Origin of the sequence: Glycomyces luteolus, from assembly GCF_027622875.1 — a bacterium.
GTDB lineage: Bacteria > Actinomycetota > Actinomycetes > Mycobacteriales > Micromonosporaceae > Glycomyces > Glycomyces luteolus.
In genome coordinates this window covers 81,786-107,591 of the sequence record NZ_JAPZVP010000003.1, presented here as the reverse complement: position 1 = coordinate 107,591, position 25,806 = coordinate 81,786, and the positions used below count along the sequence as shown (strand labels likewise).

General features: G+C 70.1%; 25 protein-coding genes. 20 read left to right on the top strand and 5 right to left on the bottom strand.

Annotation, left to right across the window (positions count from 1 at the left end; translation table 11 throughout):
• The first annotated feature begins 83 nt into the window (after positions 1-83).
• Together O1R50_RS04370 and O1R50_RS04365 are read left to right on the top strand one after the other, a co-directional pair.
• Positions 84-1,055, top strand: coding sequence for a sigma-70 family RNA polymerase sigma factor (locus tag O1R50_RS04370; RefSeq protein WP_270108659.1), 972 nt, complete (start codon positions 84-86; stop codon positions 1,053-1,055).
• Positions 1,056-1,144: 89 nt separating this feature from the next.
• Positions 1,145-1,600 (top strand): VOC family protein, encoded by a 456-nt coding sequence (locus tag O1R50_RS04365; RefSeq protein WP_270108658.1) that lies wholly within the window; start codon positions 1,145-1,147, stop codon positions 1,598-1,600.
• Positions 1,601-2,115: 515 nt separating this feature from the next.
• On the opposite strand, the gene O1R50_RS04360 is transcribed toward O1R50_RS04365, so the two are convergent.
• Positions 2,116-2,535 (bottom strand): VOC family protein, encoded by a 420-nt coding sequence (locus O1R50_RS04360; protein WP_270108657.1) that lies wholly within the window; start codon positions 2,533-2,535, stop codon positions 2,116-2,118.
• Positions 2,536-2,840: 305 nt separating this feature from the next.
• On the opposite strand from O1R50_RS04360, the gene O1R50_RS04355 reads away from it, so the two are divergent.
• The 9 genes from O1R50_RS04355 (at position 2,841) to O1R50_RS04315 (ending at position 11,784) form a co-directional block, all read left to right on the top strand.
• On the top strand, positions 2,841-3,200 hold the full coding sequence (locus O1R50_RS04355; protein ID WP_270108655.1) for a DUF485 domain-containing protein: 360 nt from the start codon (positions 2,841-2,843) through the stop codon (positions 3,198-3,200).
• A complete protein-coding gene (locus O1R50_RS04350) occupies positions 3,197-4,879 on the top strand; it encodes a solute symporter family protein (RefSeq protein WP_270108654.1) in 1,683 nt (560 codons plus the stop codon). The genes O1R50_RS04355 and O1R50_RS04350 overlap by 4 nt, the downstream gene beginning before the upstream one ends.
• Before the next feature lie 163 nt (positions 4,880-5,042).
• A complete protein-coding gene (locus O1R50_RS04345) occupies positions 5,043-6,038 on the top strand; it encodes a sensor histidine kinase (RefSeq protein ID WP_408612604.1) in 996 nt (331 codons plus the stop codon).
• 115 nt (positions 6,039-6,153) lie between these two features.
• Positions 6,154-6,903, top strand: coding sequence for a LytR/AlgR family response regulator transcription factor (locus tag O1R50_RS04340; RefSeq protein WP_270108652.1), 750 nt, complete (start codon positions 6,154-6,156; stop codon positions 6,901-6,903).
• Positions 6,904-7,084: 181 nt separating this feature from the next.
• Positions 7,085-7,435, top strand: a complete 351-nt coding sequence (locus O1R50_RS04335) for a hypothetical protein (protein WP_270108651.1) — start codon at positions 7,085-7,087, stop codon at positions 7,433-7,435.
• On the top strand, positions 7,435-8,964 hold the full coding sequence (locus O1R50_RS04330) for a sodium/solute symporter (protein ID WP_270108650.1): 1,530 nt from the start codon (positions 7,435-7,437) through the stop codon (positions 8,962-8,964). The genes O1R50_RS04335 and O1R50_RS04330 overlap by 1 nt, the downstream gene beginning before the upstream one ends.
• Before the next feature lie 191 nt (positions 8,965-9,155).
• Complete coding sequence (erm, locus tag O1R50_RS04325; RefSeq protein ID WP_270108649.1) at positions 9,156-9,974, top strand: 23S ribosomal RNA methyltransferase Erm; 819 nt, start codon at positions 9,156-9,158, stop codon at positions 9,972-9,974.
• A gap of 74 nt (positions 9,975-10,048) precedes the next feature.
• Positions 10,049-11,176: a DNA-binding transcriptional response regulator gene (locus tag O1R50_RS04320; protein ID WP_270108648.1), complete on the top strand. Its 1,128-nt coding sequence runs from the start codon at positions 10,049-10,051 to the stop codon at positions 11,174-11,176.
• 194 nt (positions 11,177-11,370) lie between these two features.
• The gene (locus tag O1R50_RS04315) at positions 11,371-11,784 is read left to right on the top strand and encodes a hypothetical protein (RefSeq protein WP_270108647.1); all 414 of its coding nucleotides are present in this window, start codon (positions 11,371-11,373) and stop codon (positions 11,782-11,784) included.
• A 70-nt stretch (positions 11,785-11,854) separates the two neighbouring features.
• Here the strand turns inward: O1R50_RS04315 and O1R50_RS04310 are convergent, their stop codons facing one another.
• Entirely contained in the window at positions 11,855-12,220 is a 366-nt protein-coding gene (locus O1R50_RS04310; RefSeq protein ID WP_270108646.1) for a nuclear transport factor 2 family protein, read from the bottom strand.
• Positions 12,221-12,347: 127 nt separating this feature from the next.
• Between O1R50_RS04310 and O1R50_RS04305 the strand changes: the two genes are divergently transcribed.
• Entirely contained in the window at positions 12,348-13,172 is an 825-nt protein-coding gene (locus tag O1R50_RS04305) for a helix-turn-helix domain-containing protein (RefSeq protein ID WP_270108645.1), read from the top strand.
• Here the strand turns inward: O1R50_RS04305 and O1R50_RS04300 are convergent.
• Complete coding sequence (locus O1R50_RS04300) at positions 13,136-13,636, bottom strand: winged helix-turn-helix transcriptional regulator (RefSeq protein WP_270108644.1); 501 nt, start codon at positions 13,634-13,636, stop codon at positions 13,136-13,138. The two genes, O1R50_RS04305 and O1R50_RS04300, sit on opposite strands and share 37 nt — an antisense overlap.
• A gap of 74 nt (positions 13,637-13,710) precedes the next feature.
• Between O1R50_RS04300 and O1R50_RS04295 the strand changes: the two genes are divergently transcribed.
• Positions 13,711-14,352 carry a dihydrofolate reductase family protein gene (locus O1R50_RS04295; protein WP_270108643.1) on the top strand — a complete coding sequence of 214 codons (642 nt, stop codon included), beginning with the start codon at positions 13,711-13,713 and terminating at the stop codon, positions 14,350-14,352.
• Positions 14,353-14,383: 31 nt separating this feature from the next.
• Here O1R50_RS04295 and O1R50_RS04290 read toward each other — a convergent pair whose 3' ends face one another.
• Positions 14,384-15,181 (bottom strand): class I SAM-dependent methyltransferase, encoded by a 798-nt coding sequence (locus tag O1R50_RS04290; protein ID WP_270108642.1) that lies wholly within the window; start codon positions 15,179-15,181, stop codon positions 14,384-14,386.
• Between the two features lie 270 nt (positions 15,182-15,451).
• On the opposite strand from O1R50_RS04290, the gene O1R50_RS04285 reads away from it, so the two are divergent.
• Positions 15,452-15,991, top strand: a complete 540-nt coding sequence (locus O1R50_RS04285) for a GNAT family N-acetyltransferase (RefSeq protein ID WP_270108641.1) — start codon at positions 15,452-15,454, stop codon at positions 15,989-15,991.
• 8 nt (positions 15,992-15,999) lie between these two features.
• Here the strand turns inward: O1R50_RS04285 and O1R50_RS04280 are convergent, their stop codons facing one another.
• Positions 16,000-16,581: an alpha/beta fold hydrolase gene (locus O1R50_RS04280; RefSeq protein WP_270108640.1), complete on the bottom strand. Its 582-nt coding sequence runs from the start codon at positions 16,579-16,581 to the stop codon at positions 16,000-16,002.
• Positions 16,582-16,851: 270 nt separating this feature from the next.
• On the opposite strand from O1R50_RS04280, the gene O1R50_RS04275 reads away from it, so the two are divergent.
• From O1R50_RS04275 to mgtE, 6 genes are all read left to right on the top strand, one after another.
• A complete protein-coding gene (locus tag O1R50_RS04275; RefSeq protein ID WP_270108639.1) occupies positions 16,852-18,606 on the top strand; it encodes an ABC transporter ATP-binding protein in 1,755 nt (584 codons plus the stop codon).
• Entirely contained in the window at positions 18,603-20,447 is a 1,845-nt protein-coding gene (locus O1R50_RS04270; RefSeq protein WP_270108638.1) for an ABC transporter ATP-binding protein, read from the top strand. Before O1R50_RS04275 ends, O1R50_RS04270 begins: the two co-directional genes overlap by 4 nt.
• A 351-nt stretch (positions 20,448-20,798) precedes the next feature.
• Positions 20,799-21,098: an Asp-tRNA(Asn)/Glu-tRNA(Gln) amidotransferase subunit GatC gene (gatC, locus tag O1R50_RS04265; protein WP_205324904.1), complete on the top strand. Its 300-nt coding sequence runs from the start codon at positions 20,799-20,801 to the stop codon at positions 21,096-21,098.
• 3 nt (positions 21,099-21,101) lie between these two features.
• Complete coding sequence (gene gatA, locus O1R50_RS04260) at positions 21,102-22,601, top strand: Asp-tRNA(Asn)/Glu-tRNA(Gln) amidotransferase subunit GatA (protein WP_270108637.1); 1,500 nt, start codon at positions 21,102-21,104, stop codon at positions 22,599-22,601.
• Positions 22,602-22,605: 4 nt separating this feature from the next.
• Positions 22,606-24,093 carry an Asp-tRNA(Asn)/Glu-tRNA(Gln) amidotransferase subunit GatB gene (gatB, locus tag O1R50_RS04255; RefSeq protein ID WP_270108636.1) on the top strand — a complete coding sequence of 496 codons (1,488 nt, stop codon included), beginning with the start codon at positions 22,606-22,608 and terminating at the stop codon, positions 24,091-24,093.
• Between the two features lie 341 nt (positions 24,094-24,434).
• Positions 24,435-25,781 (top strand): magnesium transporter, encoded by a 1,347-nt coding sequence (gene mgtE, locus O1R50_RS04250; RefSeq protein ID WP_270108635.1) that lies wholly within the window; start codon positions 24,435-24,437, stop codon positions 25,779-25,781.
• Positions 25,782-25,806: the final 25 nt, after the last annotated feature.

Below are 25,806 nucleotides of genomic sequence, written 5' to 3'. Positions count from 1 at the left end.
TATTCGGACCGCCTTGCGGCCTGGCGAATCAGATTTCCGAAACCGTCGCGGCGAATGTCGGTGGCCTGTGCGAGGCTGTGCCCATGAACGTTGCGATCAGAGAAGACGTCCTCGCCGAGTTCGAACCCCACCGGCGGGAACTCTGCGCGTACGCCTACCGGATGCTCGGCTCCTCCTTCGAGGCCGAGGACGCCGTGCAGGAGGCCTTCACCCGGGCGTGGAAGTCCCACGAGTCCTTCGAGGGCCGCTCCTCGCTCCGCTCGTGGCTGTACAAGATCACCACGAACGTGTGCCTCGACATGCTCAAGGGCCCGCAGCGCCGGGCCCGCCCGATGGACCTCGCCCCCGCCTCCGACGCGGGCACGCCCCTGCCCGCGCCCGAGCCCGACTACCTGTGGGTCGAGCCGATCCCCGACTCCATGGCGTTCGGGGCCGACCCTGCTGCGGCCGCCGAGGCCAAGGACACGCTCCGGCTCGCGTTCGTCGCCGCCGTCCAGCACCTCCCCGCCAAGCAGCGGGCGGTGATGCTGATGCGCGAGGTGCTGCGCTTCTCGGCCGCCGAGACCGCCGAGGCGCTCCAGCTCAGCCCCGCGAGCGTCAACTCCGCGCTCCAGCGGGCCAAGGCCACGATGGAGCAGGTCCACGCGAAGCCGGACGAGTCCTACACGATCGACGACGCCGAGCTCCGCAAGCTCGTCGACGGTTACGTGAGCGCCTTCGAGGCGTACGACATGGACGCGCTCACCGCCCTGTGCACGCAGGACGTGGCCCTCTCGATGCCGCCGATCCCGCTGTGGGTCCAGGGCCACGCGAGCGTCGCCCAGTTCATGCTCACCTCGGGCAAGGGCTGCGAGGGCTCCAAGCTCGTCCCGGTCGCCGCCAACGGCCTCCCGGCCTTCGGCCACTACAAGCCGAGCGGCACGCCCGGCCTCTGGGAGCCCTGGTCGATCACCGTCCTCGAACTCGCGGGCGGCAAGATCTCGGGCCTCAACTACTTCCTGGACACCCCGAAGCTCTTCCCGTTCTTCGGCCTCCCGCCCGAATACCGCGAATAGCCTCGTGACCGCCCCGCCCCCGCGCGGGGCGGTCGTCGTTTCGGGACAGTTTCAAAGACGCTGTCGTACCCCGCGCCTACGCTCGCGGTATGCCCGTCCACTTCAAGATCGTCATCGACTGCGCCGACCCCCACCGCCTCGCCGCCTTCTGGGCCGAGGCCATGGACTACAAGCTCGAGGACCACTCGCCGTTCATCGCCGGGCTCCTCTCCCAGGGCGTCATCACCGAAGACCTCCTCACCGAGGTCGACGGCCATCACGCCTGGAAGACCCTCGCCGCGATCCGCAACCCCGACGACCCCTTCGACCCGGCCTCCGACGCGGGCCAGGGCATGCGGATCCTCTTCCAGCAGGTGCCCGAGCCGAAGACCGTGAAGAACCGCATGCACCTCGACCTCCACGTCGGGCTCGACAACATCGACGCCGAGACCGAGCGCCTCGAGGGCCTCGGCGCCGCCCGCGCCAGCGACCGCCTCAGCGAAGGCCCCGCCCAGTGGATCGTCATGCAGGACCCCGAAGGCAATGAATTCTGCGTCCACTCCTGACGGGCGGCCGGCGGCCCCACCCCGTGCCTCGCAGCTGACATGATGGGGCGCACTGGGCCCACGCCCGAACGGAGGCCCCGATGTGGAGGAACCTGATGAAAGCCCCAACCTGCCGTAGCCCACTGGTGGAGGTATCGACTTGGGCGCCTTGAAACCCTGGCATATCCTCGCCGTGCTCTGCCTGCTGGCGGTGATCGCCGCCGTCGTCCTGACGATCGTGCTCGTCACGTACAACTCCAGGAAGAAGCTGCAGCAGCCCCTTATCCGCCGCAGATGTACCCGCCGCCCGGCGGACCGCAGCAATGGCAGGGATATCCGCCGCCGGGCGGTCCCCAACCGCCGCAAGGCTATCCGCCGCAGCAAGCCCCGCCGGGCCACGCGCCGCAGCAACCCCTGCAGCAGCCCGGGAGCCCTCCGGGGAACCCGCCGCAGCCGCAATGAACCACCGAGCGCGACCAAGGGCCGCTTCGCCGATGGCGAAGCGGCCCACTGGGTTCCCGGTTTCCTTGCGGGATTTACTGCTGGGGATAGGGCATGTAGAACGGCTCCCACTGGTGGCCGTCCAGGTCGAGGAACGTTCGGCCGTACATGCCGACCTCGGCCTCCTGGGCGCGGCGGTCCTGCTTCGAGGTCTCCTCGGTGCCGCCGGCCTTGATCGCGGCGTCGGTGAGCTCGTCGACGGCCTCGCGGTCCGGGAGCGCCAGCGCGTACGCGGCGGCCGAGAACTTCGCGGTGTCGGCGACCGGACGCTCGGCGAAGGTCGTGTAGAACTCCTTGGTCAGGAGCATCAGGCAGATGTTGTCGTCCACGACGACGCAGGCGGCGTTCTCGTCGGTGAAGTCGGGATTGATGCTCCAGCCGAGCGCCTGGTAGAACGCCTTCGACGCGTCCAGGTCGTTCACGGGCAGGTTCAGGAAGATCATCTTGTTCGCCATCGTCTCGGTCCTTTCGGTGTTCGGGTGCCTTCACCAGTACAGACGAGATCGCCCCGCGGGATTCATCGTTCGCGTGAAAGAAACCCGCCGCGACCGCTCATGAACCGTTCGCCGACCGCTCGTCGACGCCCTCAACGCAGGATGCAGACCCCCTAGCGACACGCGTCACACCAATACTTCTCAAGGCCACCGGGGTCTCCTAGGTTCCTTGTAAACCCGTCACCGCGTCGACATGCGCCAGTTATCCCGTCGACACGGCCAGCACGAGGCTCCGCCCAGTAAGCCCTTCAAGGAGGAACGGCCCGATGGCTACGACCCCCGACAGTGACGGCCCAGCCCCGCCCGAAGTCACCGACGACCAGATCGCCGCGATGCACGACGACCCCCGCTTCGTCGAGCTCAAGCGCACCCTCTTCCGCTTCACCGTGCCGGTCCTGCTCGCCGCGCTCGCCTGGTACCTCGTCTACGTGCTCCTCTCGGCGTACGCGCGCGGCGTCATGGGCATCGTCCTCTTCGGCAACATCAACCTCGGGCTCGTCCTCGGCCTCACCCAGTTCGTCGTCACGTTCTGGGTCACCATCGCCTACTCGCGGTTCACCGCGCGGAAGTTCGACCAGCAGTCCGCCGACCTGCGCGACGACATCATGAACGGGGGCCGGCGATGAACACGCTCGCGCAGGAGATGAGCGACTCCAACCGCATTCTGACCATCGCCCTCTTCATGGTCATGGTCCTCGTCACCATCGGCATCACCATCCAGGGCGGCCGCACGACCCGGACCGCCACGGACTTCCACTCCGGCGGGCGCGGCTTCTCCGCGTGGCAGAACGGCTTCGCGGTGGCGGGCGACTACGTCTCGGCGGCTTCGTTCCTCGGCATCGCGGGCACCATCGCCCTCTACGGCTACGACGGCTTCCTGTACTCGATCGGCTTCCTCGTCGCGTGGCTCGTCGCGCTGCTGCTCGTCGCCGAGTCGCTGCGCAACTCCGGCCGGTTCACCGTCGCCGACGCCCTCTCGTACCGCATGAAGCAGCGGCCCGTCCGCACCGCGGCCGCCGTCTCGACGCTGAGCGTCTCGATCTTCTACCTGCTCGCCCAGATGGTCGGCACCGGCGCGCTGGTCACGCTCCTCCTGGGCATCAAGGAGGGCGAGACCTTCCTCGGCATGGACTCGGGCGCGGCGAAGGTGGCCGGCATCGTCGTCACCGGGCTGCTCATGGTCGCCTACGTCGCCTTCGGCGGCATGAAGGGCACGACCTGGGTCCAGATCTTTCAGGCCTGCGTCAAGATCGGGCTCGCGTTCGTCCTGGCGATCCTCGTGCTCGCCGAGTACAACTTCAACCTCTCGACGCTCCTGGGCGACGCCGCTCAGGCCTCGGGCCAGGGCGCGGCCTTCCTCGAACCGGGGCTGCGCTACGGCACGGAGGTGGCAGGGGACTCCCTCCAGACGCTGTGGAACAAGCTCGACCTCATCAGCCTCGGGCTCGCCCTGGTGCTGGGCACCGCGGGCCTGCCGCACGTGCTCATCCGCTTCTACACCACCCCGGACGGCAAGACCGCCCGCAAGTCGGTCAACTGGGCCATCGGCCTCATCGGCATGTTCTACCTGCTCACCCTCGTGCTCGGCTTCGGCGCCGCCGCGATGGTCGGCCAGGAGGCGATCATCGCCGAGAACCCGGCGGGCAACTCGGCCGCACCGCAGCTGTCCCAGGTCATCGGCGAGAACCTCGCCGGGTCCACGGGCGGGGCGATCATGCTGGCGCTCATCGCCTCGGCGGCGTTCGCGGCGATCCTGTCGGTGGTCGCGGGGCTCATCATCGCCTGCTCGTCCTCGCTCGCCCACGACCTCTACAACGGGGTCTTCAAACGCGGCAAGGCCAGCGGGCACGAGGAGGTCATCTTCGCGAAGTTCGCGGCGGTCGGGGTCGGCGCGATCGCCGTCGTCATCGCGGTCTTCGCGCAGGACCTCAACGTCGCGTTCCTGGTGGCGCTCGCCTTCGCGGTGGCCGCCTCCGCCAACCTCCCGACCCTGCTGTTCAGCCTCTTCTGGAAGCGGTTCAACACGGCCGGGGCCGTCGCCGGCATCTACGGCGGCCTCATCAGCTCGATCGGCCTGGTGATCTTCTCGCCGACGTTCTCGAGCACTCCGACTTCGCTGCTCGGTGAAGGGGTCGACATCGCATGGTTCCCGTTGTCGAACCCCGGCTTGGTGTCCATTCCGCTGGGTCTCATCTGCGCCGTGGTCGGCACGTTGATGAGCTCCGAATCGAACCCGACCCGGTTCGCGTCCATGCAAGTGCGGGCGCTCACCGGTGCGGGGGCTGAGAAGGCCAGCACGCACTAAGCAGCCCCAGGGGGCGGGGAGGGCTGGGGCAGCCCTCCCCGCCCATTTCTGTGGGCCCCGTTACAGTGAACACGTGATCCCCGGTCGCCTCTCCGCCTCGTTCCGCGCGTCGAAGCTCGCTTCGACGCGCCGACGCGCGCTGGGCTCCGGGACGCTGGCCGCCCTGCGGCTCTCCCGCCAGATCGGCGAATCCCTCACCGACGGCCTCAGCGGCAAGGGCGCGCCGGTGGCGGCCCGCCGCCTCGCGAAGCTCCTCGGGGCCGACGCGGTGGCGCTGGCCGACTGCGACCGGGTCATCACGGTCGCCGGGCGGCTCGATCCGGCCGCCGCCCAGAACCTGCTGGTCGAGACGCTGGACGTGCTCGAGCCGGTCACGGCCCCGCCGCTGCGGGCCGCGCCGCTCATCGTCTCGGGCGACCTCGCCGGGTGCCTCCTCGTGGCGGGGGACGTGAGCGACGCCGAGCTCGCCGAGGCCGTCCACCTCGTGGCGACCGCGCTCGACCACGCCGACCTGGACCGGGCGCGCGAGCGCATCGCGGCGGCCGACCTGCGCACCCTCCGGGCCCAGATCTCGCCGCACTTCATGCACAACGCGCTCGCCGCCATCAGCGCCCACACCCGCACCGACCCCGAGCGCGCCCGCGAACTGCTCACCGACTTCTCGGACTACCTGCGCTACTCGTTCGCGAACACCGGCGACTACGCCACCGTCGCGGACGAGCTGCAGGCGGTGCAGACCTACCTCGAACTGCAGCGGGCCCGGTTCGACGACCGCCTCGACATCACCGTCCGCATCGCCCCGGAGGTCCTGCCCGTGCCGATCCCGTTCCTGGTCGTGCAGCCGATCGTGGAGAACGCCGTGCGCCACGGCTTCGAGTCCAAGCCCGGCACCGGCCACATCGCCGTGCGCGGCTTCTCCGAGGGCGCGCTGTGCGTCATCGAGGTCGAGGACGACGGCGCCGGCATGGAACCCGAGACGGCCAAGGCGATCCTCACGGGCAGCCGCCAAGGCGCCGGCCGCATTGGGCTAGCCAATGTGGACCGGCGATTGCGCGCCGTCTACGGGCCCGAGTACGGCCTGTGGCTCGACACCGCTCCAGGAGCCGGAACCAAGGCCACCGTGAGGATTCCCAGATACGCCCGAGGAGTGCACGCATGAACGCCCGCACCCTGGCGCGCGCCGCCCGCCTCCACCCGACGGCGGCGGCACCGCCCCCCCGCCCCGCCAAGCCGGCCCGCCCCGCGAGCCCCGCCCCGAACCGGAGTGAACGCTGATGAGTCTCCTGCGCGTGCTCGTCGTCGAAGACGAGCCGTCCACCCGCACCGAACTCGCCGGGCAGCTCGCCGAGCTGCCCGCCGTCGGCGAGGTCGTGGCCGCCGGCGGAGGCGACGAGGCGGTGCGGCTCCTCGGCTCCGGCTCGTTCGACGCCGCGTTCCTCGACATCGCGATGCCCGGCCTCACCGGCATGGACGTGGCCCGCATCCTCAGGCGGCTCTCGAACCCGCCCGAGATCGTGTTCGTCACCGCCTACGACAACCACGCCGTCGAGGCCTTCGGCCTCGGCGCGGCCGACTACCTGCTGAAACCCTTTCGGCCCGAGCGCCTCGCCGAAGCGGTGGCCCGCATCGGCGGGCGCCGCTCCGCGCCCGTGGTGGGGGACAAGGCCGACGACCTCGCCGTCGTCCAGGTCGAACTCGCCGGCCGCACCGTGTTCGTGCGCCGCGACGACATCGCCTACGCCGAAGCCCACGGCGACTACGTGCGCCTCCACTCGAACCAGGGCTCCCACCTGCTCCGCCAGTCCCTCACCTACCTCGAACAGGTATGGGACGCAGCGGGTTTCGTGCGCGCGCACCGCTCCTTCCTGATCAACCTCGCTCACGTCACCGAACTGCGCGTGACCTCCACGGCCGGACTCGTGGCCGTCACCGAACCCGGCGAAGTCCCGGTGAGCCGCCGGCACTCCCGGCTCCTGCGCGAACGACTCCTCCAGGCGGCGAGGGAAGGCGGGGCGCAGCGGTGAGGCACGGGAACGGGGGAGCGGCGGCGGCAAGTCGCGAGCCGGCGCGCACGGCCGTGCGCGCCCTGGCCCGGCCGACGTCGACGAAGGCGGCGACCGCGCTCGACCACCGCGACCCCCTGGCGCATCCGCGCCGTAATGCCCTGGCGTGCAGCCGCTTCCGTTCGGTGCGGAGCGTTCGCCGATGAATCAGCGCGTGCGCGTCACCAGCCCCCAGACCCGGCTCGCCCTGCGTCGCCGGTCCGACGCCACACGCCGCCTCAGCCGCCTCTCGGGCCGTCCCCCGGTGGACCGCAGCGCGATCGACCTCGACCACGCCGAACGCGCCCTCCACCGCCAGCGCCGCCTCGCCGTCCGCACGGCCGCCGCGCTCCTCTTCGCCCTGGCAGCCCTGCTCACCGCCGCCGTGTTCACCCCCGGGCGGCTCGGCTGGGCCGTGCTCTTCTTCGCGCCCTACCCGATCCTGCTGGCCCTCGCCGCGATCCACGTGCGCCTGGCGGAGCGCATCGAAGCCGAATACCTCGAGGACCGCTGATGCTCGGCCTGGCCGCGATCAGCCTGGTGCTCGCCGCAAGCGTCGTCATCGGCGTCTGGGGGGTGCGCGCCGCACGCTCCACACCGGACTTCCTGGTCGCCTCCCGCAGCATCGTGCCCGGCTGGAACGCCCTCGCCATCGCGGGCGAATACGTCTCGGCCGCTTCGGTTCTCGGGCTCGCCGGGCTCCTCGTCAAGAACGGCGTGGGCGCGATGTGGTACGCCGTGGGCTTCACCGCCGGGTACGTGCTCGTCGCCGCGCTCGCGGCCGGACCGATGCGCCGCAGCGGCGCGTACACGGTGCCCGACTTCGCCGAGTACCGGCTCGGATCGCCGCGCATCCGCCGCATGTGCGGGCTCGTCGTGCTCGTCATCATGCTGCTCTACCTGCTGCCGCAGTTCAAAGCGGCCGGAGTCGTGCTCGAACTCGTCTCCGGCATCCCCTACTGGGTCGGCGTGGTCGGTGCGGGACTGGTGGTCTCCTCGACGATCGCCGTCGGCGGCATGCGCTCCGCCACGTACGTGCAGGCCTTCCACTACCTGGTGAAACTCGCGTTCATCGCCGGACCCGCCGTCTTCCTCATCGCCCTCGCCGGGCCCGAACGGCGCGACGCGGCGCTCGACCTGAGCGCCGACCCCGACTGGTCGCGCCCGCTCCTCGACCTCGACGGCTCCGGCCACCCGATCCTCGCCACCGTCTCGGTCCTGGTCGCGACCACGTTGGGCGCCATGGGTCTCCCGCACGTCGTGATGCGCTTCCACACCGTCGCCGGAGCCCGCGCGGCCCGCCGCGTCGCCGTCTCGGTGATCGTCCTGCTCAGCCTCTTCTACCTGTGGCCGGTCGTCTACGGACTCCTCGGCCGCGTCGCCACCCCCACCCCCGAGGAGACCGACGTGGTGCCGCTCCTCGTCCCCGGCGCGATCGTCCCGGGCACGGCGGGCGCGGTCCTGACCGCGCTGGTCGCCGCGGGTGCGTTCGCCGCGTTCCTCTCCACCTCCTCGGGACTGCTCCTCGCGCTGGCGGGCGGCCTCTCACACGACCTGTTCGGCGGCTCGCTCTCGCGGCTGCGCCTCGGGGTCGTGGTCGGTACGGCCCTCGCGGTCGCGCTGTCGCTCCCGGCGGCCGATGTGGACATCAATGTGCTCGTCGGCTGGGCCTTCGCGGTGGCCGCCTCCACGTTCTGCCCGCTGCTCACCCTCGGCATCTGGTGGCGCGGCCTCACCGCGACTGGCGCGACGGCGGGCCTGCTCGTGGGCGCGGGCACCTCCACAGGCGCGGCGCTCGCCTCGGTGGTCATCGAACTGGAGCCCGGCACCGTCGCAGTGCTCCTCGCCCAGCCTGCACTATGGACGGTCCCGCTCGCGTTCCTCGTCATGATCGCGGCGTCGCGGCCCGGATCGGTGCCCGAATGGGCCAGCGAGGCGGTCCTGCGGCTCCACGTGCCCGGCCGCTACTCGACCGGCGACTCCGGGGCGATCCCGCGCGCGAGGCTCGATAACCGGGTGGACGCTACGGACGAAACCGGATAATCTCGCGGGCATGGCAGGATCACCGGGGTTGAACGCGTGCGCCGCGTTCGGCCCGAGCTTCATTCGGCTGCGCGCGGCGGCCTAGGCCCCGCACGCGCTTCTTTCGACCGCCGTCTTCACGGCGTTGCGCCCCTGCGCGGGCCTAGGCGAATCGATCGTCCTGATTCGACTCGTCCTCATGGAGCCTTCCCATGTCCCGCAGCCAATTCCCGCGCGCCCGAACTCCGCATGCCAATAGCGTCCGGAACGTCTCTACCCGCAAGGCCCTCTCCCAGAACCTCCTCCGCGACCCGCACACCGCACGTGCGTTCGTCGACGCCGCCGGCGTCGGCCCCGGCGACCTCGTGATCGAGGCCGGTCCCGGCGACGGCATGGTCACCAGGGCCCTGCTCGACCGCGCCCGCCGCGTGATCGCCTACGAGAAGGACCGCCACTTCGTCGAACGCCTGCGCTCCCGGCTCGGCCACCACGAGCACTTCCGCTGCCGCCAAGCCGACTTCCGCGACGTGGTGCCGCCACGCGAGCCGTTCTCCGTGGTGTCCAACGCGCCCTTCGGGATCACCACGGACATCGTCCGGTGGTGCCTCAATGCCCGCGCGCTCACCTCGGCCTCCCTCGTCACGCAGCTCGAATTCGCCCGCAAGCACACCGGCGACTACGGCCGCTGGAGCCGCCTCACCGTGGAGCACTGGCCCGAGTTCGACTTCGCGCTCGGGATGCGCATCGACCGGAGCGAGTTCCGGCCCGTCCCGCGGGTCGACGCGGCCGCGATCCACCTGCGCCGCCGCCTGAAGCCCTTGCTGCCCAAAGCGGCCGCGGCCGACTACCGCGACCTCGTGGACCTCGGCTTCTCCGGCGTCGGCGGCTCGCTCGCCGCGTCCCTGTGCAGGGCCGTGCCACGACGGCTCGCGCACCGGGCCTGCGCCGAAGCCGGGATCGCACGGGACCAGGCGGTGGGCCGCGTCCCGCCGGACCGCTGGATCGCCCTGTTCCGCACGCTCACCCGTTGAGCCAGCGGCGGTACCGGGGCAATGGCCGATTAAGGTAGAGATGCCCGGCCCCGGTACCCTCTTTGGAGCCCATGATGAGCGAAGCCATCTGGATCGAACTGATCAAGGTGCTGCCCGCATTCCTGTGGATCGGCTTCGGCTTCATCGCTCTGGCGATCGCCAAGCGCATCTTCACCGCGCAGGCCCCTCGCATGACCAAGGTCGAAACTCCTTGGGTCACCGTCGAACTCGCTCAGCAGGCCATCGAGCAGGCCGCGGTGCGCGGCCCGTCGCCGCAGCAACTCCAACCGCCGCCCGTCGAAACGGACTGGGCCGCGCTGTACCCGCTGCCCGCCCAGCAGGTCCGGCCCGGGAACGGGGCGGTCTACGGCGTCGCGACCGCCCCGCCCGAACCCTCACCGCCCGTGGACGCCGCCGACGAGGACCTCGATCCCGCGGACGAGAACACCGTCCACACCCGACCGCCCGCCGAGCCGAACCACGCCGCCACGCCTCCCGCGGACGCGCCCGTCGACGCCACCGCCCCGCCCGAGACCGACCCCCACGCCACTGTGACCGCTCCCAACCAGCAGATCCCGAACATTCCGCCCACGTACCCGGTGCTCGCAGCGCCGCCGGGCAACGGCAACGCCTACTACGCCCCGATGCCGCCGAACCAGCACGCGCCCTACTGGAACCAGCCGCTGCCGGCGGCGTACCAGCAGCCGCCCGCGTTCCAGCCCGCCCGGTCCGACAACCGGAGCCTGCGCGCCGCGACGAAACTCGCGCTCGCCGCCGGCGACCTGCAAGGCGGCGCGATCCTGTGGGTCGACGACCACCAGGAGTGGAACGAGCCGCTGATCCGGCTGTTCCGCACCGCCGGGATCACTGTGGACCCGGTCGTCTCCACCGACGAGGCGATGCGCGCCTTCGAGAAGCGCACCTATGACCTCGTGATCACCGACATGCGCCGCGAGTACGAACCCGACGGCGATGCGGCCGGCACGCGGCTGCTCGACCGCATGATCGCGGCGGGCATCCCCACACCCGCCGTGTTCTTCTCCGACCACCCGAGTGCGCAGACTGCCCTCCACCCGCGCGCGATCACCGCCACGAACAGTCCGGAGCAGCTGGTGGACATCGTGGTCGAGTTCGTCGGCGACCGCCGCGACCAGCCGTCCAACAGCGGCTCGAGCTGGTTTGACCGCCTCGCCGGGAACTAGCGCTCCGTCCGGACGGGCAGCCGTGGGACCGATCCCAAAAACTTCCTGAGGCAGGCAACCGCGCGGTGCCGCTCCCGCGTCCACAGTGTGGCTTCGTCGTGCGACGCGGATCCCCCTGCTGTGCAGCGTGTCCTCGGCAACCCGCTCCGTAATGGACTGGAGCGGGGCGCCTTTAGTGTGCAGAAAGGAACGCAATGACGCGAAATCGCATCGCCGCCGTCTTGGCGGCGTTCACCGTGACCCTGGTCGCCGTCCTGGGGATCGCCTCCCCGGCCGCGGCCGCCGCGGAGATCAACTACGCCGTGGACGCCGACTGGAGCGGTGACTGCACGGACCGCCGCTACCTCCCCCAGGTCGACGGCTGCGTCCAACCCGGCGGCGACATCCTGTGGATCAAGGACAACGCGGCCAACGGCTACTCCGTCAAGCTCCGCTGGTACGACATGGACGGCGACCGCTCCGGCGAATGCATCGACACCCTCGGCCAGGCCAAGGCGTGGACCGTCTGCAACAAGGACTTCCCCGAGGGCCACGACATCAGGTGGTCCCTCGGCTGGAACTCCGCCAACGGATGGGACTTCTCCGACTGGTGGACCACCAGAGTCTGAGTGAGGTCCGGCCCGTAAGGGCTGTCCCGCAGCCGGGGACGGGCGCTCTCGCGCCCGTCCCCGGTGGCGGTCAGGCGCTCGGGACCTTGTCGAGGAAACCCAGCACCTGGGCGATCCGCCCGTCATCGTCGAGCACGACCACGTCGAAGCCCACGACCGGCGGCTCGGCGCCCTCGGGACCGAGGCCCCACGCGAAGCGGGCCTGCCGCCCGTGACCGTCGACCGGCCCGACGAGCGTGAAGACCCAGCCGGGGAACTGCTGGTGCGCACCGGCGATGAAGGCCTCGATCCCGCCATGGCCCGCAACGGCCGCCATGGGGTCGGTGTAGGCGACCTCGGGCGTGAACACGTCGGACACGAGGCGCTTGCGCTCGACCGCGCCGGTCGCGTTGAAGGCCTCGATGTAGGCGGCGGCGATGGCGTTGAAGTCGTTCATGTCGGTTTCCCGTCTCTCACTGCCCCGGCGGTTCCGGGGAACGGCACCAGCTTCGCCGCGATGACGGCGCCCGTCGATTACCTCGGAGGTAATGGGCCGCGCTACCTGTCGGTTTAGGCTGGGCCGCATGGCAGCACCGCTCACCGAGACCGCCCGGCAAGCCCCGGGGGACCTGATCCGGCACTGGCGCAGGCAGCGCCACCTGACCCAGCAGGAACTCGCCCTCCAGTGCCGCATCTCCTCCAGGCACCTGAGCTTCATCGAGACCGGGCGTTCCCGCCCGACCGCCGCGATGGTCGTCAAGGTCTGCGAGGAACTGGACGTCCCATTGCGCCACCGCAACGACATCCTCATGGCCGCGGGGCACGCTCCGGCCTACAGCGAAACCGCACTCGACCAGCCCTCGATGAGCAGCATCAGCAAAGCCCTCATCCAGATCCTCGACGGCCACATGCCGTATCCCGCAATCGTGGTCGATCGACAATGGACCATGGTCGACGCGAACCCCGCCGTCGACCGGCTCATCGACGGCTGCGCCCCAGAGCTCCTCGAACCCCCGGTCAACGTACTGCGACTCAGCCTGCACCCCAAGGGCGTCGCGCCCCGCATCCGCAACCTCCCGCAATGGCGGGGCCACCTCCTCTCCCGCCTCGACCACCAGATCCGAGCCACCGGCGACCCCGAACTCGACCGGCTGCGCGAAGAACTGCGCAAGTACCCCGGCGGCATCGACACCGCCCCGCCCCACAGCCTCGTCGTCCCGCTGCGCATCGACACCGGCGGCGGCGTCCTCTCGTTCTTCAGCACCACCACGGTCTTCGGCACGCCGATGGACGTCACCCTCGCCGAACTCGCCATCGAATCCTTCTTCCCGGCCGACCCCGAAACCGCTGCGGCCCTGGGCGGGCGCTCGGGTCAGTCCCCGGCGGTTTCACCGCCGGCCACTGCCTGATACGCGGCTTCGAGCCGTTCCAAGGGGCCGGGTCCCTCGCGTTCGACCGGTGCGGCGCCGAGGTGGCGGACGCGCAGCTCATCCATGAGCTCTTCGACGAACGGCACGCCCTCGGCGCGCATCAGCTCCTGCCGCGTGCGCAGTTCCGTTGTGCCCGTTCGCCAGTCCAGGCCCCAGTTGCCCAGCGCGAAGAGGATCGGCAGCGTCTGGACGCCGGCCTCGGTGAGGCTGTAGCGGGAGCGCTGGCCGCGCAGGGCGGCCTCCTTGGTCAGGATTCCGGCGGCGACGAGCTTCTTCAGCCGGTCGCTGAGGATGTTCGACGCGATGCCCTCGATCGACCCGTTCAGCAGCTCGCGGAAGTACCGGCGGTCACCGAAGATCATGTCCCGCAGCACCAGGAGCGACCAGTGGTCTCCCAGTGCCTCCACCGCCGCGTTGATCGCGCACCCGGATCTCGGTTCCATGTCCCTCCTTGACATCGTCGGCACCCCGAACTACGATAGTGATTGCATTTTACAACCACTTTGAGGAGACGGCAATGGGCCGGGTACGAGTCGATCTCAACATCTCCCTCGACGGGTACGCGACGACCACCGACCAGACCCCGGAGGACCCTTTCGGACAGGACTGGGGCCGCCTGGTCGCGGCGTACGTCGCGACCAAGACCATGCAGGAGCGCGTCATGGGCCGGCCCGGGGAGGGCTCCACCGGCATGGACAACGACTACGCCGAGGCGTACTTCGAAGGCATCGGCGCCGAGATCATGGGCGCGGGCATGTTCGGCCTGCACGCCCACCCCGGCGACCCGGACTGGAAGGGCTGGTGGGGACCCAACCCGCCCTTCGGCGTCCCGGTCTTCGTGCTCACCCACGAGCAGCGCCCGACACTCGAGATGGAGGGCGGCACCACATTCCACTTCGTCCAGACCTCCATCGAGGAGACCCTCGCCAGCGCACGCGAGGCCGCGGGCGACCTCGACGTCCGCATCGGCGGCGGCGCCAGGGTCGCGAAGGCCTACCTCAAAGCGGGCCTGGTCGACCGCCTCCACGTCGCGGTCGCACCGATCCTGCTCGGCCGCGGCGAGAACCTATGGGCGGGCCTCCGCGAGTTCGAACAGAACTACGAGGTCACGAGCGAGGTCGCCCCGAGCGGCACCATCCACGTGACCTTCGCCCGCTAGCCGACGGCAAGCGAGAGCTGGCGTCGCCGGGTCAGGCGGCCTTCCGGGCCGTGTAGAGCGCAGTCACGTAGGGATGAGCGACCTCGCCGCCGAATTCCCGCTCGACCATTTCCGCGATGCGGTCGAGAAAACGATCCCGCTCCTCAGCGGTGAGCCGCTTGAGGTTGGAGAAGGTCGAGAAGAGCCGACGGACGCCGGTCGCGGTGAAGCGATGCTCCCACCTGAGCTCGTCGGCCGCGACATCACCGAAATGGCCGCCGGACCGCAGATCGGCGATGCGCTGTTCGATGTGAAGGCCATGCGGCCCTGGGGAAGCCAGTTCGTTCGCGGACGGTTCGGGCCCCCACTCCGCCCAAAGCTCCCGCAACCGGGCCTGAATCGGGGTCGGCCGTTCAGGATCGCCGACGATGTTCCACCAGACAGCGAGCGCTCCGCCAGGCCGGAGCGACTTCGCCAGCGCCGGTATGACCTCGGCCGGTTCGAGCCAGTGGAACGCCGTGGCGCATACGGCCAGATCGAAGGCGCCGCGCGGTAGCGGCGTCCGGGCGATGTCGCCCACGATGACGTCGAGGCGCGGATCGGGCAGCGACGACCGCAGCGTCTCGGCAAGTCCCGCACCGAGTTCGACCGCGGTGATCTCCACCCCGTATGCGAGCAGATCGCGTGTCGCCTGCCCCGTTCCCGGGCCGATCTCCAGGACCCGGGAGCCTGCCGCCAGACCGCAGCGCTCGGCGAGGATCGAGTAGAGCCCGCTCGGGTAGCCCGGACGGGCCTGGTGGTATGCCTCGGGATCGTCATTGAAGGTCTCGCGGGCGTGCAATGCGGTCATGTCCTGCCTTCCTCGGGGGTCCATGATGCCGCGACCGCCTTCTATTCCGCCAGTGCGCCGATGCCGGGGAACGGCGGTCCGCGTGGTTGGGGCGGATTGTCGTAGAGGGCTGCCATGGAATTCGACTGGTTGGCCGCCCGCCGAAGCCGACCTTCCTCAACAGCGCTTATCAGCTGGTGCTGTTCCTCGCCATGGCGCTGGTGATCGGAGGGATGTAGCGCGACAGGAGGCGGCGTCCGCGATTGTCGATCGGTGATCGAGAATCAGAGGATGGTCGTGCTCGAGACGCCTCGTTTGATCCTGCGCCGTTGGCGGGAGGCGGACGTCGCACCCATGGCCGCCATCAACGCCGACCCTGAGGTCATGCGGTGGATCCGCGACGGCGGCGTTCGGGATGAGCAGCAGACGCGCGACGGGATCCGGGCGTGGGAGAGCGAATGGGAGTCGCACGGTTTCGGCCTGTTCGCCGCAGAGCTGCGGTCCACTGGTGAGCTGGCCGGGTTCACTGGCCTTGCGGTGCCCTACTTTCTGCCGGAAGTGCTGCCCGCGGTCGAGGTCGGCTGGCGGTTGGGGCGGTCCCATTGGGGCCAGGGTCTGGCCACCGAGGCCGCTGAAGCCGCCGTGCGGTTCGCATTCGAGGAGCGGGGGCTGGAGCGGATCGTCAGCATCGCTCAAGTGGGCAACGACGCCTCCGAACGGATCATGGCCAAACTTGGGATGCATCTGTTCCGCGAGACCGTCAGCCCGACCGCTGCTCGGCCGGTGCGGGTGTTCGAGTTGTCGTCGGACCGGTACGTCGCGACCGCTTGACCCTCTCCTCAGGAGGCGAGTTCGCGGATGTCGTCGCTGAAGCGCTTCGGGTCGCTCAGGTGGGGGAAGCCGCCGCCGGTGCGGTAGGTCGCGCAGACCGCTTCGGGGATGCGCTCGCGCAGCCAGGCTTCGTAGTCGGGTCCGGGGGCGCTGGTGAAGATGGCGAGGTAGCGGCAGCGGATGCGGCGGGGTCCTTCGGTGATCTCGCGGAGGGCGTGCTCGGGGTCGACGTGCGGTTCGTCAAGGCGCTGTTCGATGTTGACCACGGCGTGCGCGAGGTAGCGGGCCGCGAAGAGCGAGGCGACCAGTGCCGCGCGGCCGTGTCCCGCGATGACCGGTGCCCGGGTGCCCATGGCCGCGACGTATTCGGCGAGGGCTTCGGCCTGGTCGCGGATCGAGCGGTCCTCCGGGAGGTCGAGGACGGCGACCGCGTGTTCGTCGGCGAGGCGGGCGGCGACCGGCCACCAGGTCGAGCGGTCGGCACCGGTGTCGTTGAGGAGCAGGACGGGACGGCCGTCGGCGCCCCAGCGGTCGGCGTCGTACCGGCGGTCGGGGTCTTGGAGGAGGTCTTCGAAACGCAGCGCCGGCATGGCGGAGGCTCCTGTCGGGTGGTCGGCGAAAAGGTCGTGGGCGAAGTCGTCGGCCGGGCAGGATAGAACAACGGGGCACCGCAACGGATGCGGCGCGCAGAGTCTACGAGGCGACGTGAGGCAATTTCTCCGAGGGTCCGTTTCGTCCCTTCTGATCAGTGCGATATTGATCTCTCACCAACCCGGTACGCTCAGCGAATGTCCTGGTAGGCACCCATTCGAGCGGTTAATCGATTGCCGGCTGTCGGACCCGCCCTTTACGCTCGGCTAGTGAGGTTCCTCCGTGCCCCCGTGCTGCCGCTCGACGATCCGCTGCTCCCCGAAGGGACCAGGGGCGACCCGTCGTCCTCCGCGTCGGCGAAGCAGCCGCCGACCACCCCCTGGCTGCTCCTCGCATGGTTGGCCACGCGCCGCAAGGGCCTGACCGCCGCGGCGCTCGTCACCTCCGGCGTCGCGCTCGGCGCGCTGCCCGTGCTCCCGTTCTTCCTCACCGGCGCCGTCGACAACGGTCTGCGCGAACGGGATTGGAGCGCGCTCGCCTTCTGGTCCCTCGGCATGGTCCTCGCCGGGTTCTTCACCGCCGGGATGATCGTCTGGTCGCACCGCCTGACCGTGTTCTGGCGCGCGGACGCCTCCTACCGGGTCCTGCAGCTCGCCACCCGCAAGGTGAACCGGCTCGGCGACGACCTGCGGAAGAAGCTCACCACCGGCGAGGTCGTGAGCGTCGGCGCCACCGACATCAACCGGATCTCGTGGGCGGTCGACTCGCTCGCCCCCACCGCGGGCTGCCTCGTCGGGCTCATCGCGGTCGGCGTGCTCCTGTTCAACACCTCGGTCGCCTTGGGCCTCACCATCTTCATCGGCGTGTTCGTCGTCGGCCTCGTCACCGGCCCGCTGCTCACCCGCCTGCAAGACCGCCAAGAGCAGTACCGCGAACGCGTCGGCGACATCACCGAGCGCGCCTCCGACATCGTCTCCGGCCTGCGCGTGCTGCGCGGCATCGGCGGCGAGGCCCGGTTCAACGCCTCCTACCGCCGCGACTCGGACGCCCTCCGCTCCGCCGGTTACAAAGTCGCCGGGCCCACCGCCTGGCTGAATTCGCTCGGCGAGGGCACGCCCGCCATCCTCCTCGGCGTCGTCATCTGGATCGCCGCACGCCAAGTGGCCGCGGGGGACCTGACGCCCGGCCAGATGGTCGCCGCGTTCGGGTACACCGGCGCGCTGCTGCTGCCCGTGCACTGGCTCATCGGCTGCACTTACCGCATCATCGAGGGGCGCGTCGCCGCCGGCAAGGTCTGCGAACTGCTCAACACGCCCGAACGCGAGACCGCGGCCGAGGTCCTGCCCGGCCCGCGCGACGGCGCCGAGCTCCACGATCCCGAGTCCGGCCTCACCGTCGCGGGCGGCGAGCTCCTCGCCGTCGCGTCCGCCGACTCCGAGCAGGTCGCCGCCGTCTTCGACCGCCTCGGCGGGTTCACCGAGTCCGAAGCCCGCTTCGGCGCCGTGCCCGTGTCCCGATTGGACCGCGACGAGCTGCGCCGCCGCGTGCTCGTCGCCGACCACGACGCGTACCTGTTCGCCGGGACCGTGGCCGCCGCCGTCGCCGCGCGCGACGGCCGCGACCGCGTGGACGCCGCCGTCGAGGCGGCCTCCGCGCACGACGTCATCGAAGCGCTCCCCGACGGCCTCGACACCGAGGTCGACAACCAGGCCCGCACCCTCTCCGGCGGCCAGCGCCAGCGGCTCCGCCTCGCGCGGGCCATCGCCGCCGATCCCGAAGCGCTGCTCCTGCACGAGCCGACCTCGGCCGTCGACTCCCACACCGAGGCCCGCATCGTCGAGCGCCTCGCCGAGACCCGCGGCGGCCGCGCCACCGCCGTCGCCACCACCTCGCCGCTGTGGCTCGGCCGCGCCGACAAGGTCGCGTTCGTCCAGGGCGGCAAGGTCATCGCCCACGGCACCCACCGCGAGCTGATCGCCGAACACGCCGACTACCGCGCCCTCGTCACCAGAGGAGAGTCATGACCGACAAGAGGACGAACCAGCTGCCGATCGCCGACACCCGGACGGTCCGCCGCGCGTTCTTCCGGCTCCTCGGCTCCGAGAAGCGCCGAGCCGTGATCGCCGTCGGCCTCCACCTGATCGCCGCCGTCGCCGCGGCCGTCGCCCCGATCCTGCTGGGGGACATGCTCGACGAGCTGTCCACCGGCTCCGGCACAGGCCAGATCGACAAGCTCGCGCTCGGCATCGTCGCCGCCATCGTCGCGGTCGTGGCCTTCACCTGGGCGGGCACGTACGTGTCCTACAAGCTCGGCGAACGACTCTCCGCCCGCATGCGCGTCCAGTTCGTCGAACGCGCACTGCGCCTGCCGATGCCCGTCGTCGAGCAGGCCGGCTCCGGCGACCTCATGACCCGCTCCTCGGCCGACGTCCCCGAAGCCGGCGTCCTGTTCCGCGACGGCCTCCCGCAGGTCACCGTCTCGATCCTCAAGGTCCTGGTCTTCTTCGGCGCCATGCTCATCGCCAGCCCCCTGCTGGGCCTCTGCATGCTCGTCGTCGTCCCACCGCTTTGGGTCGGCACCCGCTGGTACCTCAAACGAGGACGCGACGGCTACCTCGCCGAGCGCGAGGCCGAATCGAGCATCGGCGACACCATCGGCGCCTCAGCCGACGGCGCCCGCACCACCGAGGCCTACCGGCTCCGCGCCCAGCGCGACGCCGCCGGGGACGCCACGGTCGCCAAGCACTGGAAGGCCGCCCGCTACACGCTGTTCCTGCGCAGCGTCTACTTCCCGTTCCTCGACGGCGCGTACGCGCTGCCGACCGCGGCCGTGCTGCTCGTCGGCGGCGCGTTCTACTTCAACGGCGAAGTCACCCTCGGCACCGTCGCCTCCTGCGCGGTCCTCACCCGCCAGATCATGTTCCCGATCGACCACATCCTCATGTGGGTCGAGAAGGTCCAGCGCGGCTTCGCGGCCATGTCCCGCATCGAAGGCGTCGCGGAAGCCGAGGACGCCGAAGCGAACGCCACCACCGAGCGCCCGACCGACGGCACCGTCGACCTCACCGAGGTCCGCTACGCCTACCCGACCAGCCCCCGCGACGTGCTCCACGGCGTCACCCTCAGCGTCCCCGCGGGTCAGCGCCTCGCCGTCGTCGGCCCTTCCGGCGCAGGCAAGTCCACGCTCGCGCGCCTCATCTCCGGCTCCGACGTGCCCCGCGAGGGCCGCGCCGCGATCGGCGGCGTCGACGTGGCGGCCCTGCCGCTCGACGAGCGCCGCAAGCGCGTCACCCTCGTCACCCAGGAGCACCACGTCTTCACGGCCTCCTTGCGCGACAACCTGATCCTCGCCAAGGCCGAGGCCACGGACGACGAACTGCGCGAAGCCCTCGCCGCGGTCGGCGCCGACTGGGCCTTCGACCTTCCCGAGGGCCTCGACACGCCGCTGGGCGGCAAGAACCGGGAGCTGGACGCGGCGAGCGCGCAGCAGATCGCGCTGGCGCGGATCATCCTGGCCGACCCCGATGTGGTGATCCTCGACGAGGCCACGGCGATGCTCGACCCGCGCGCGGCCCGCGACACCGAACGCGCCCTCGGGGCGGTCCTGGAGGGCCGCACCGTGATCGCGATCGCGCACCGGCTCCACACCGCGCACGACGCCGACCGCATCGCGGTGGTCGAGGACGGCCGGGTCGCCGAACTGGGGAACCACGACGAGCTGATCGCGCTCGACGGGCACTATGCGGCGCTCTGGCGAGCCTGGCACGGCGAGGACACGAGCCGTAAATTTGCTGAGGACGGCGAGGAGGCGGCGACCGAGACGGATGAGCAGGGCGCGTTCGCTTCGAGCGCGAACACCCTGTAGCCGAACAGAATCAGGCCCCGGGCTTTCGCCCGGGGCCTGTACTGGCTCGAGAACACCACCACAAGTCGGAACACCCACCGACTCGTTCTTAGCAAGGAAACAGAAAGGAAACCAGGAAACCCGTTCCGAACCAGTGACGAAAGAGTATCACGTCACATGTCCACTGGCTAGGGGGTCATATCCAGGTCACTCGATCTGTGTCGATCGAATTTCGCGATCCGTCCGTCACACCTCCGGGAAGCCGCTTCCCGAGCGTCCCACACTGGGCGGTGCCCGCTTCGGGCCCCGGCCGCGCACGGCCTAGACTCGACTGGTCTTCCCGCAGCTAGTAACCGTTAGGAAACACCTGTCGTGAGTACGATTTCACGCGAGGAAGTCGCGCACTTGGCGCGACTGGCCCGCCTCGAAGTCACCGATGACGAGCTCGACGCCTTCGCCGGCCAGCTCGACGTCATCCTCGAATCGATGAAGACGCTCGCCGAAGTGAACACGGACGGCGTCCAGCCGACCTCGCACGCGGTGCCGTTGGTGAACGTGTTCCGGGAAGACCAGCCCCAGCCCTCCCTGCCCCGCGACGCCGTCCTCGCGGGCGCGCCCGACACCGCCGAGGACCGCTTCCGCGTCCCGCGCATCCTGGACGAGGAGGCCTAGACCGTGAGCCGCATCATCGACAAGACCGCCGCCGAGCTCGCCGCGGACATCCGCGAGGGCCGCCTCACCTCCGTCGAGGTCACCACCGCGTTCCTCGAGCGCATCGAGGCCGTCGACGGCACCATCAAGGCATTCCTCCACGTCGACCGCGAAGGCGCGCTCGCCACCGCGGCCGAGGTCGACGCCGCCGTCAGCGCCGGTCAGGAACTCGGCCCGCTCGCGGGCGTACCGATCGCCGTCAAGGACGTCGTGGTCACCAAGGGCCTCCCGACCACCGCCGCCTCGAAGATCCTCGAAGGCTGGATCCCGCCCTACGACGCGACGATCACCGAGCGCATCAAGGCCGCGAAGATGCCGATCCTCGGCAAGACGAACATGGACGAGTTCGCGATGGGCTCCTCCACCGAGTACTCGGCCTTCGGGAAGACCCTGAACCCGTGGGACACCGGGCGCATCCCCGGCGGCTCCGGCGGCGGCTCGGCCGCGGCCGTCGCCGCCAAGATGGCCCCGCTCGCCATCGGCACCGACACCGGCGGCTCCATCCGCCAGCCCGGCGCCGTCACCGGCACCTTCGGCGCCAAGCCCACCTACGGGTCCAACTCCCGCTACGGCCTCATCGCCTTCTCGTCCTCGCTGGACACTCCGGGCCCCGTGTCCCGCAACGCCCTCGACGGCGCACTGCTCCACGAGGTCATCTCCGGCTACGACCCGCGCGACTCCACCGCGATCGACGCGCCCGTCCCGCCCGTCGTCGCCGCCGCCAAGGCCGGCGCCACCGGCGACCTCTCGGGCGTCAAGCTCGGCATCGTCAAGGAGTTCGCCGAAGGCGTCGGCGCCGCCGAACCCGGCGTCATCGCCGCCTACGAGGCCGGTGTCGAACAGCTCGTGAAGCTCGGCGCGGAGCTCATCGAGGTCTCCTGCCCGTCCTTCAACTACGCGCTGCCCACGTACTACCTCATCGCCCCGTCCGAGGCCTCCTCCAACCTGGCCCGGTACGACGGCGTCCGCTACGGCCTCCGCTCCGGCGACGACGGCCGGCACTCGCTCGAAGAGGTCATGAGCCTCACCCGCGAAGCCGGATTCGGCCCGGAGGTCAAGCGCCGCATCATCCTCGGCACCTACGCCCTCAGCGCCGGATACGTGGACGCCTTCTACGGCAAGGCCCAGCTCGTCCGCACCCTCATCAAGCAGGACTTCGAGAAGGCCTTCGAATCGGTCGACGCCATCATCAGCCCGACCACGCCGTTCATCGCCTTCAAGTTCGGCGAGCGCACCGGCGATCCGTACCAGATGTACCTCGCCGACCTCTACACGATCCCGACCAACCTCTACGGCGGCCCCGGCGTCTCCGTCCCGGTCGGCCTCTCCGAGGGCATGCCCGTCGGCCTCCAGGTCATGGGCCCGGTCATGGGCGACGACATCACCTACCGCGTCGCGGCAGCCCTGGAATCCACCCAGGACACCCTGCTCGCCGACACCGCGCCCGAGATCGAAGGGAACTAGTCCGATGACCAAGTTGAACGACTACGACAAGGCCGTCGAGACCTACGAGCCCGTCCTCGGCCTCGAGACCCACATCGAACTCGACACGAACACCAAGATGTTCTGCGGCTGCTCGACCGCCTTCGGCGCCGAGCCCAACACCCAGACCTGCCCGGTCTGCCTGGCCCTGCCCGGCGCCCTCCCCGTCGCCAACAGGGCCGCCATCGAAGCGACCATCAAGATCGGCCTGGCCCTCAACTGCCACATCGCCGAATGGACCCGCTTCGCCCGGAAGAACTACTTCTACCCGGACATGCCGAAGAACTTCCAGACCAGCCAGTACGAAGAGCCGCTCTGCGAGAACGGCTACGTCGACGTGGTCGTGGACGGCAAGGAGTACCGCGTCGAGATCGAGCGGGTCCACCTCGAGGAGGACACCGGCAAGACCCTCCACGTCGGCGGCGCCACGGGCCGCATCCACGGCGCCACCGAATCCCTCGTGGACTACAACCGCGCAGGCATCCCCCTCGTGGAGATCGTCACCAAGCCCGTCCCCGGAACCGGCGCGCTGGCCCCCGAGGTCGCCAAGGCCTACACCGCCGAACTGCGCGACATCGTCCGCTCCCTCGGCGTCTCCGACGTCCGCATGGAGCAGGGGTCCCTGCGCTGCGACGTCAACCTCTCGCTCAACCTCCCCGGCGAGGAGTGGGGCACCCGCACCGAGACCAAGAACGTGAACTCCCTGCGCTCTGTCGAACGCGCCGTCCGCTACGAGGTGCGCCGCCAGTCCGCGCTCCTCGACGCCGGCGAGCGGATCTTCCAGGAGACCCGCCACTTCCAGGAGACCACCGGCGAGACCCGCGCCGGACGCTCCAAAGAGGAGGCCACCGACTACCGGTACTTCCCCGAACCCGACCTCGCCGTCATGGAACCCTCCCGCGAATGGGTCGAGGAGCTCCGCGCGACGCTCCCCGAACTCCCGCGCAAGCGGCGCGAACGCCTCCAGGCCGAATGGTCCCTGGGCGACAAGGAGATGCAGTCGGTCGTCAACGCCGACGCCGTCGACCTCATCCAGGCCACCGTCGACGCCGGGACCACGCCCTCCGGCGCCGTCAAATGGTGGCTCGGCGAGCTCTCCCGCCGCGCCAACGAGTCCGGCGAGGAACTCGCCGCGCTCGCCATCACGCCGAAGCAGGTCGCCGAGCTGCAGGGCATGGTCGACGACGGCCGCCTGAACGACAAGCTGGCCCGCCAGGTCATCGACGGCGTGCTCGCCGGTGAAGGCGACCCGGCCGACGTCGCCGCCAAGCGCGGCCTCGAGGTCGTCTCCGACACGGGCGCGCTCGAAGCCGCCGTCGAGGAGGCCATCGCCGCCAACCCGGCCGTCGCCGACAAGATCCGCGGCGGCACCCACGCCGCCGCCGGCGTCCTCATCGGCGCGGTCATGAAAGCCACCAAGGGCCAGGCCGACGCCGGTACAGTCCGCCAGATCATCCTGGACAAGCTGAGCTGACAAGCGAACTCAGGGCCGGGCAGCGTCCGCTGTCCGGCCCTTTCGCGTTCACTGTCCGTTCAATCCTGGTGTGAGCCGCGAGTCTTTGGGCACCCCAGAAGGCGATGTTGTTCACACATGATTGCTACCCTTGACCGCGCAAGGCTCACCCGCGACCGGAGGAGGTGAGGGCCATGGGCGACGACCCCGGATCTAGTCGAGATACCGACGTGTTCTTCCCATTTCCCTTTTACCGTGCTCCGCGTCCTCTTACATTGAAGCGGGCAGCCTGACCTGCGGCGAACGCGCCGCCGCATGAGGTCGGGGCACGGCCCTTTCCTCATGTAATGGAGGTGGCTGCTATGGCTCAGGTCATCCAGCCCATTTCGCCCGCGGCGGTAGACGAGCTCGCGGCGCTCCGCCTGGAACTCGCCGACACCTCGACCGTCGTACTCGCCGAAGAGCTGCCCCGCATGGACCTGGCCGAACAGGCCCTCCGGTTCCGGCTGCTCCCCAAGGACCGCGCGCTCGCGGTCTTCGAAGAGCTCGACACCGTCCACCAGCAGGAGCTCATCGACGGGCTCAAGACCGACACCGTCCGCGAGCTGCTCGACTCGATGGAGGCCGACGACCGGGCCAAGCTCTTCGACGAGATGCCCGCCAAGGTCGCGACCCGGTTCCAATCCCAGCTGAGCGCCGCAGACCGGCGCATCACCGCGCAGCTCCTCGGCTACGAGCCCGAGTCCGCCGGGCGCATCATGACGCCCGACTACGTGTCGCTGCGCGCCTCGATGACGGCGGCCGCCGCGATCGAGCGCATCCGGCACCTGCGCGAACGCCCCCGGCACCTCGACGTGCTGCCGGTGACCGACGGGCACCGCAAGCTCCTCGGCACCGTCACCCTCGCCGACCTCGTGAGCGCCGACCCCGACACGCCGGTCCACGAGCTCATCGCGGACGAGCACTACCAGGTCTCGACCGACACCGACCAGGAGGAGGCGGCCCGCCTCATCCAGGAGGCCAACCTCATCGCGCTCTCCGTGGTCGACCACGAGGAACGCCTCGTCGGCCTCATCACCTGGGACGACGCCATGGAGATCCTCGAAGCCGAGGACACCGAGGACGCGGCCCGCGCCGGTGCCGCCGAGCCGCTCGAACGGCCCTACCTCTCGGCGGGCGTGTTCATGCTGGCGCGCAAGCGCGCGGTGTGGCTGCTCATCCTCGCCGTCTCGGCCTCGCTCACGGTGACCGTGCTCAACTACTACGAGACCTACCTCGCGAACGTCACCGTCCTCGCGGTCTTCATCTCGCTGCTCACGGGCACCGGCGGCAACTCCGGCTCGCAGGCGTCGGTGACGATCATCCGCGCCATGGCAGTCGGCGAGGTCCGCTTCTCCGACGCCTTCCGGATCACCTGGCGCGAATCGCGGGTGGGCTTCCTGCTCGGGGCGATGCTCGCCGTCGTCGGCGGGCCCGTGGTCGGCTTCGTCTACGGCTGGGACATCGGGTTCATCATCGCGGCGACACTCCTGGTCATCTGCACCTGGTCCACGTTCGTCGGCTCGCTCCTGCCGCTCCTGGCGAAGAAAGTGGGCATCGACCCCGCGCTCGTCTCGGCGCCGATGGTCTCGACCCTGTGCGACGCGACCGGCCTGCTCATCTACTTCTCGGTCGCCGCGCTGGTCCTCGGCCCGGCCCTCACCGGCTGAAGCGCAACGTCGGAGGCCCGGAAAC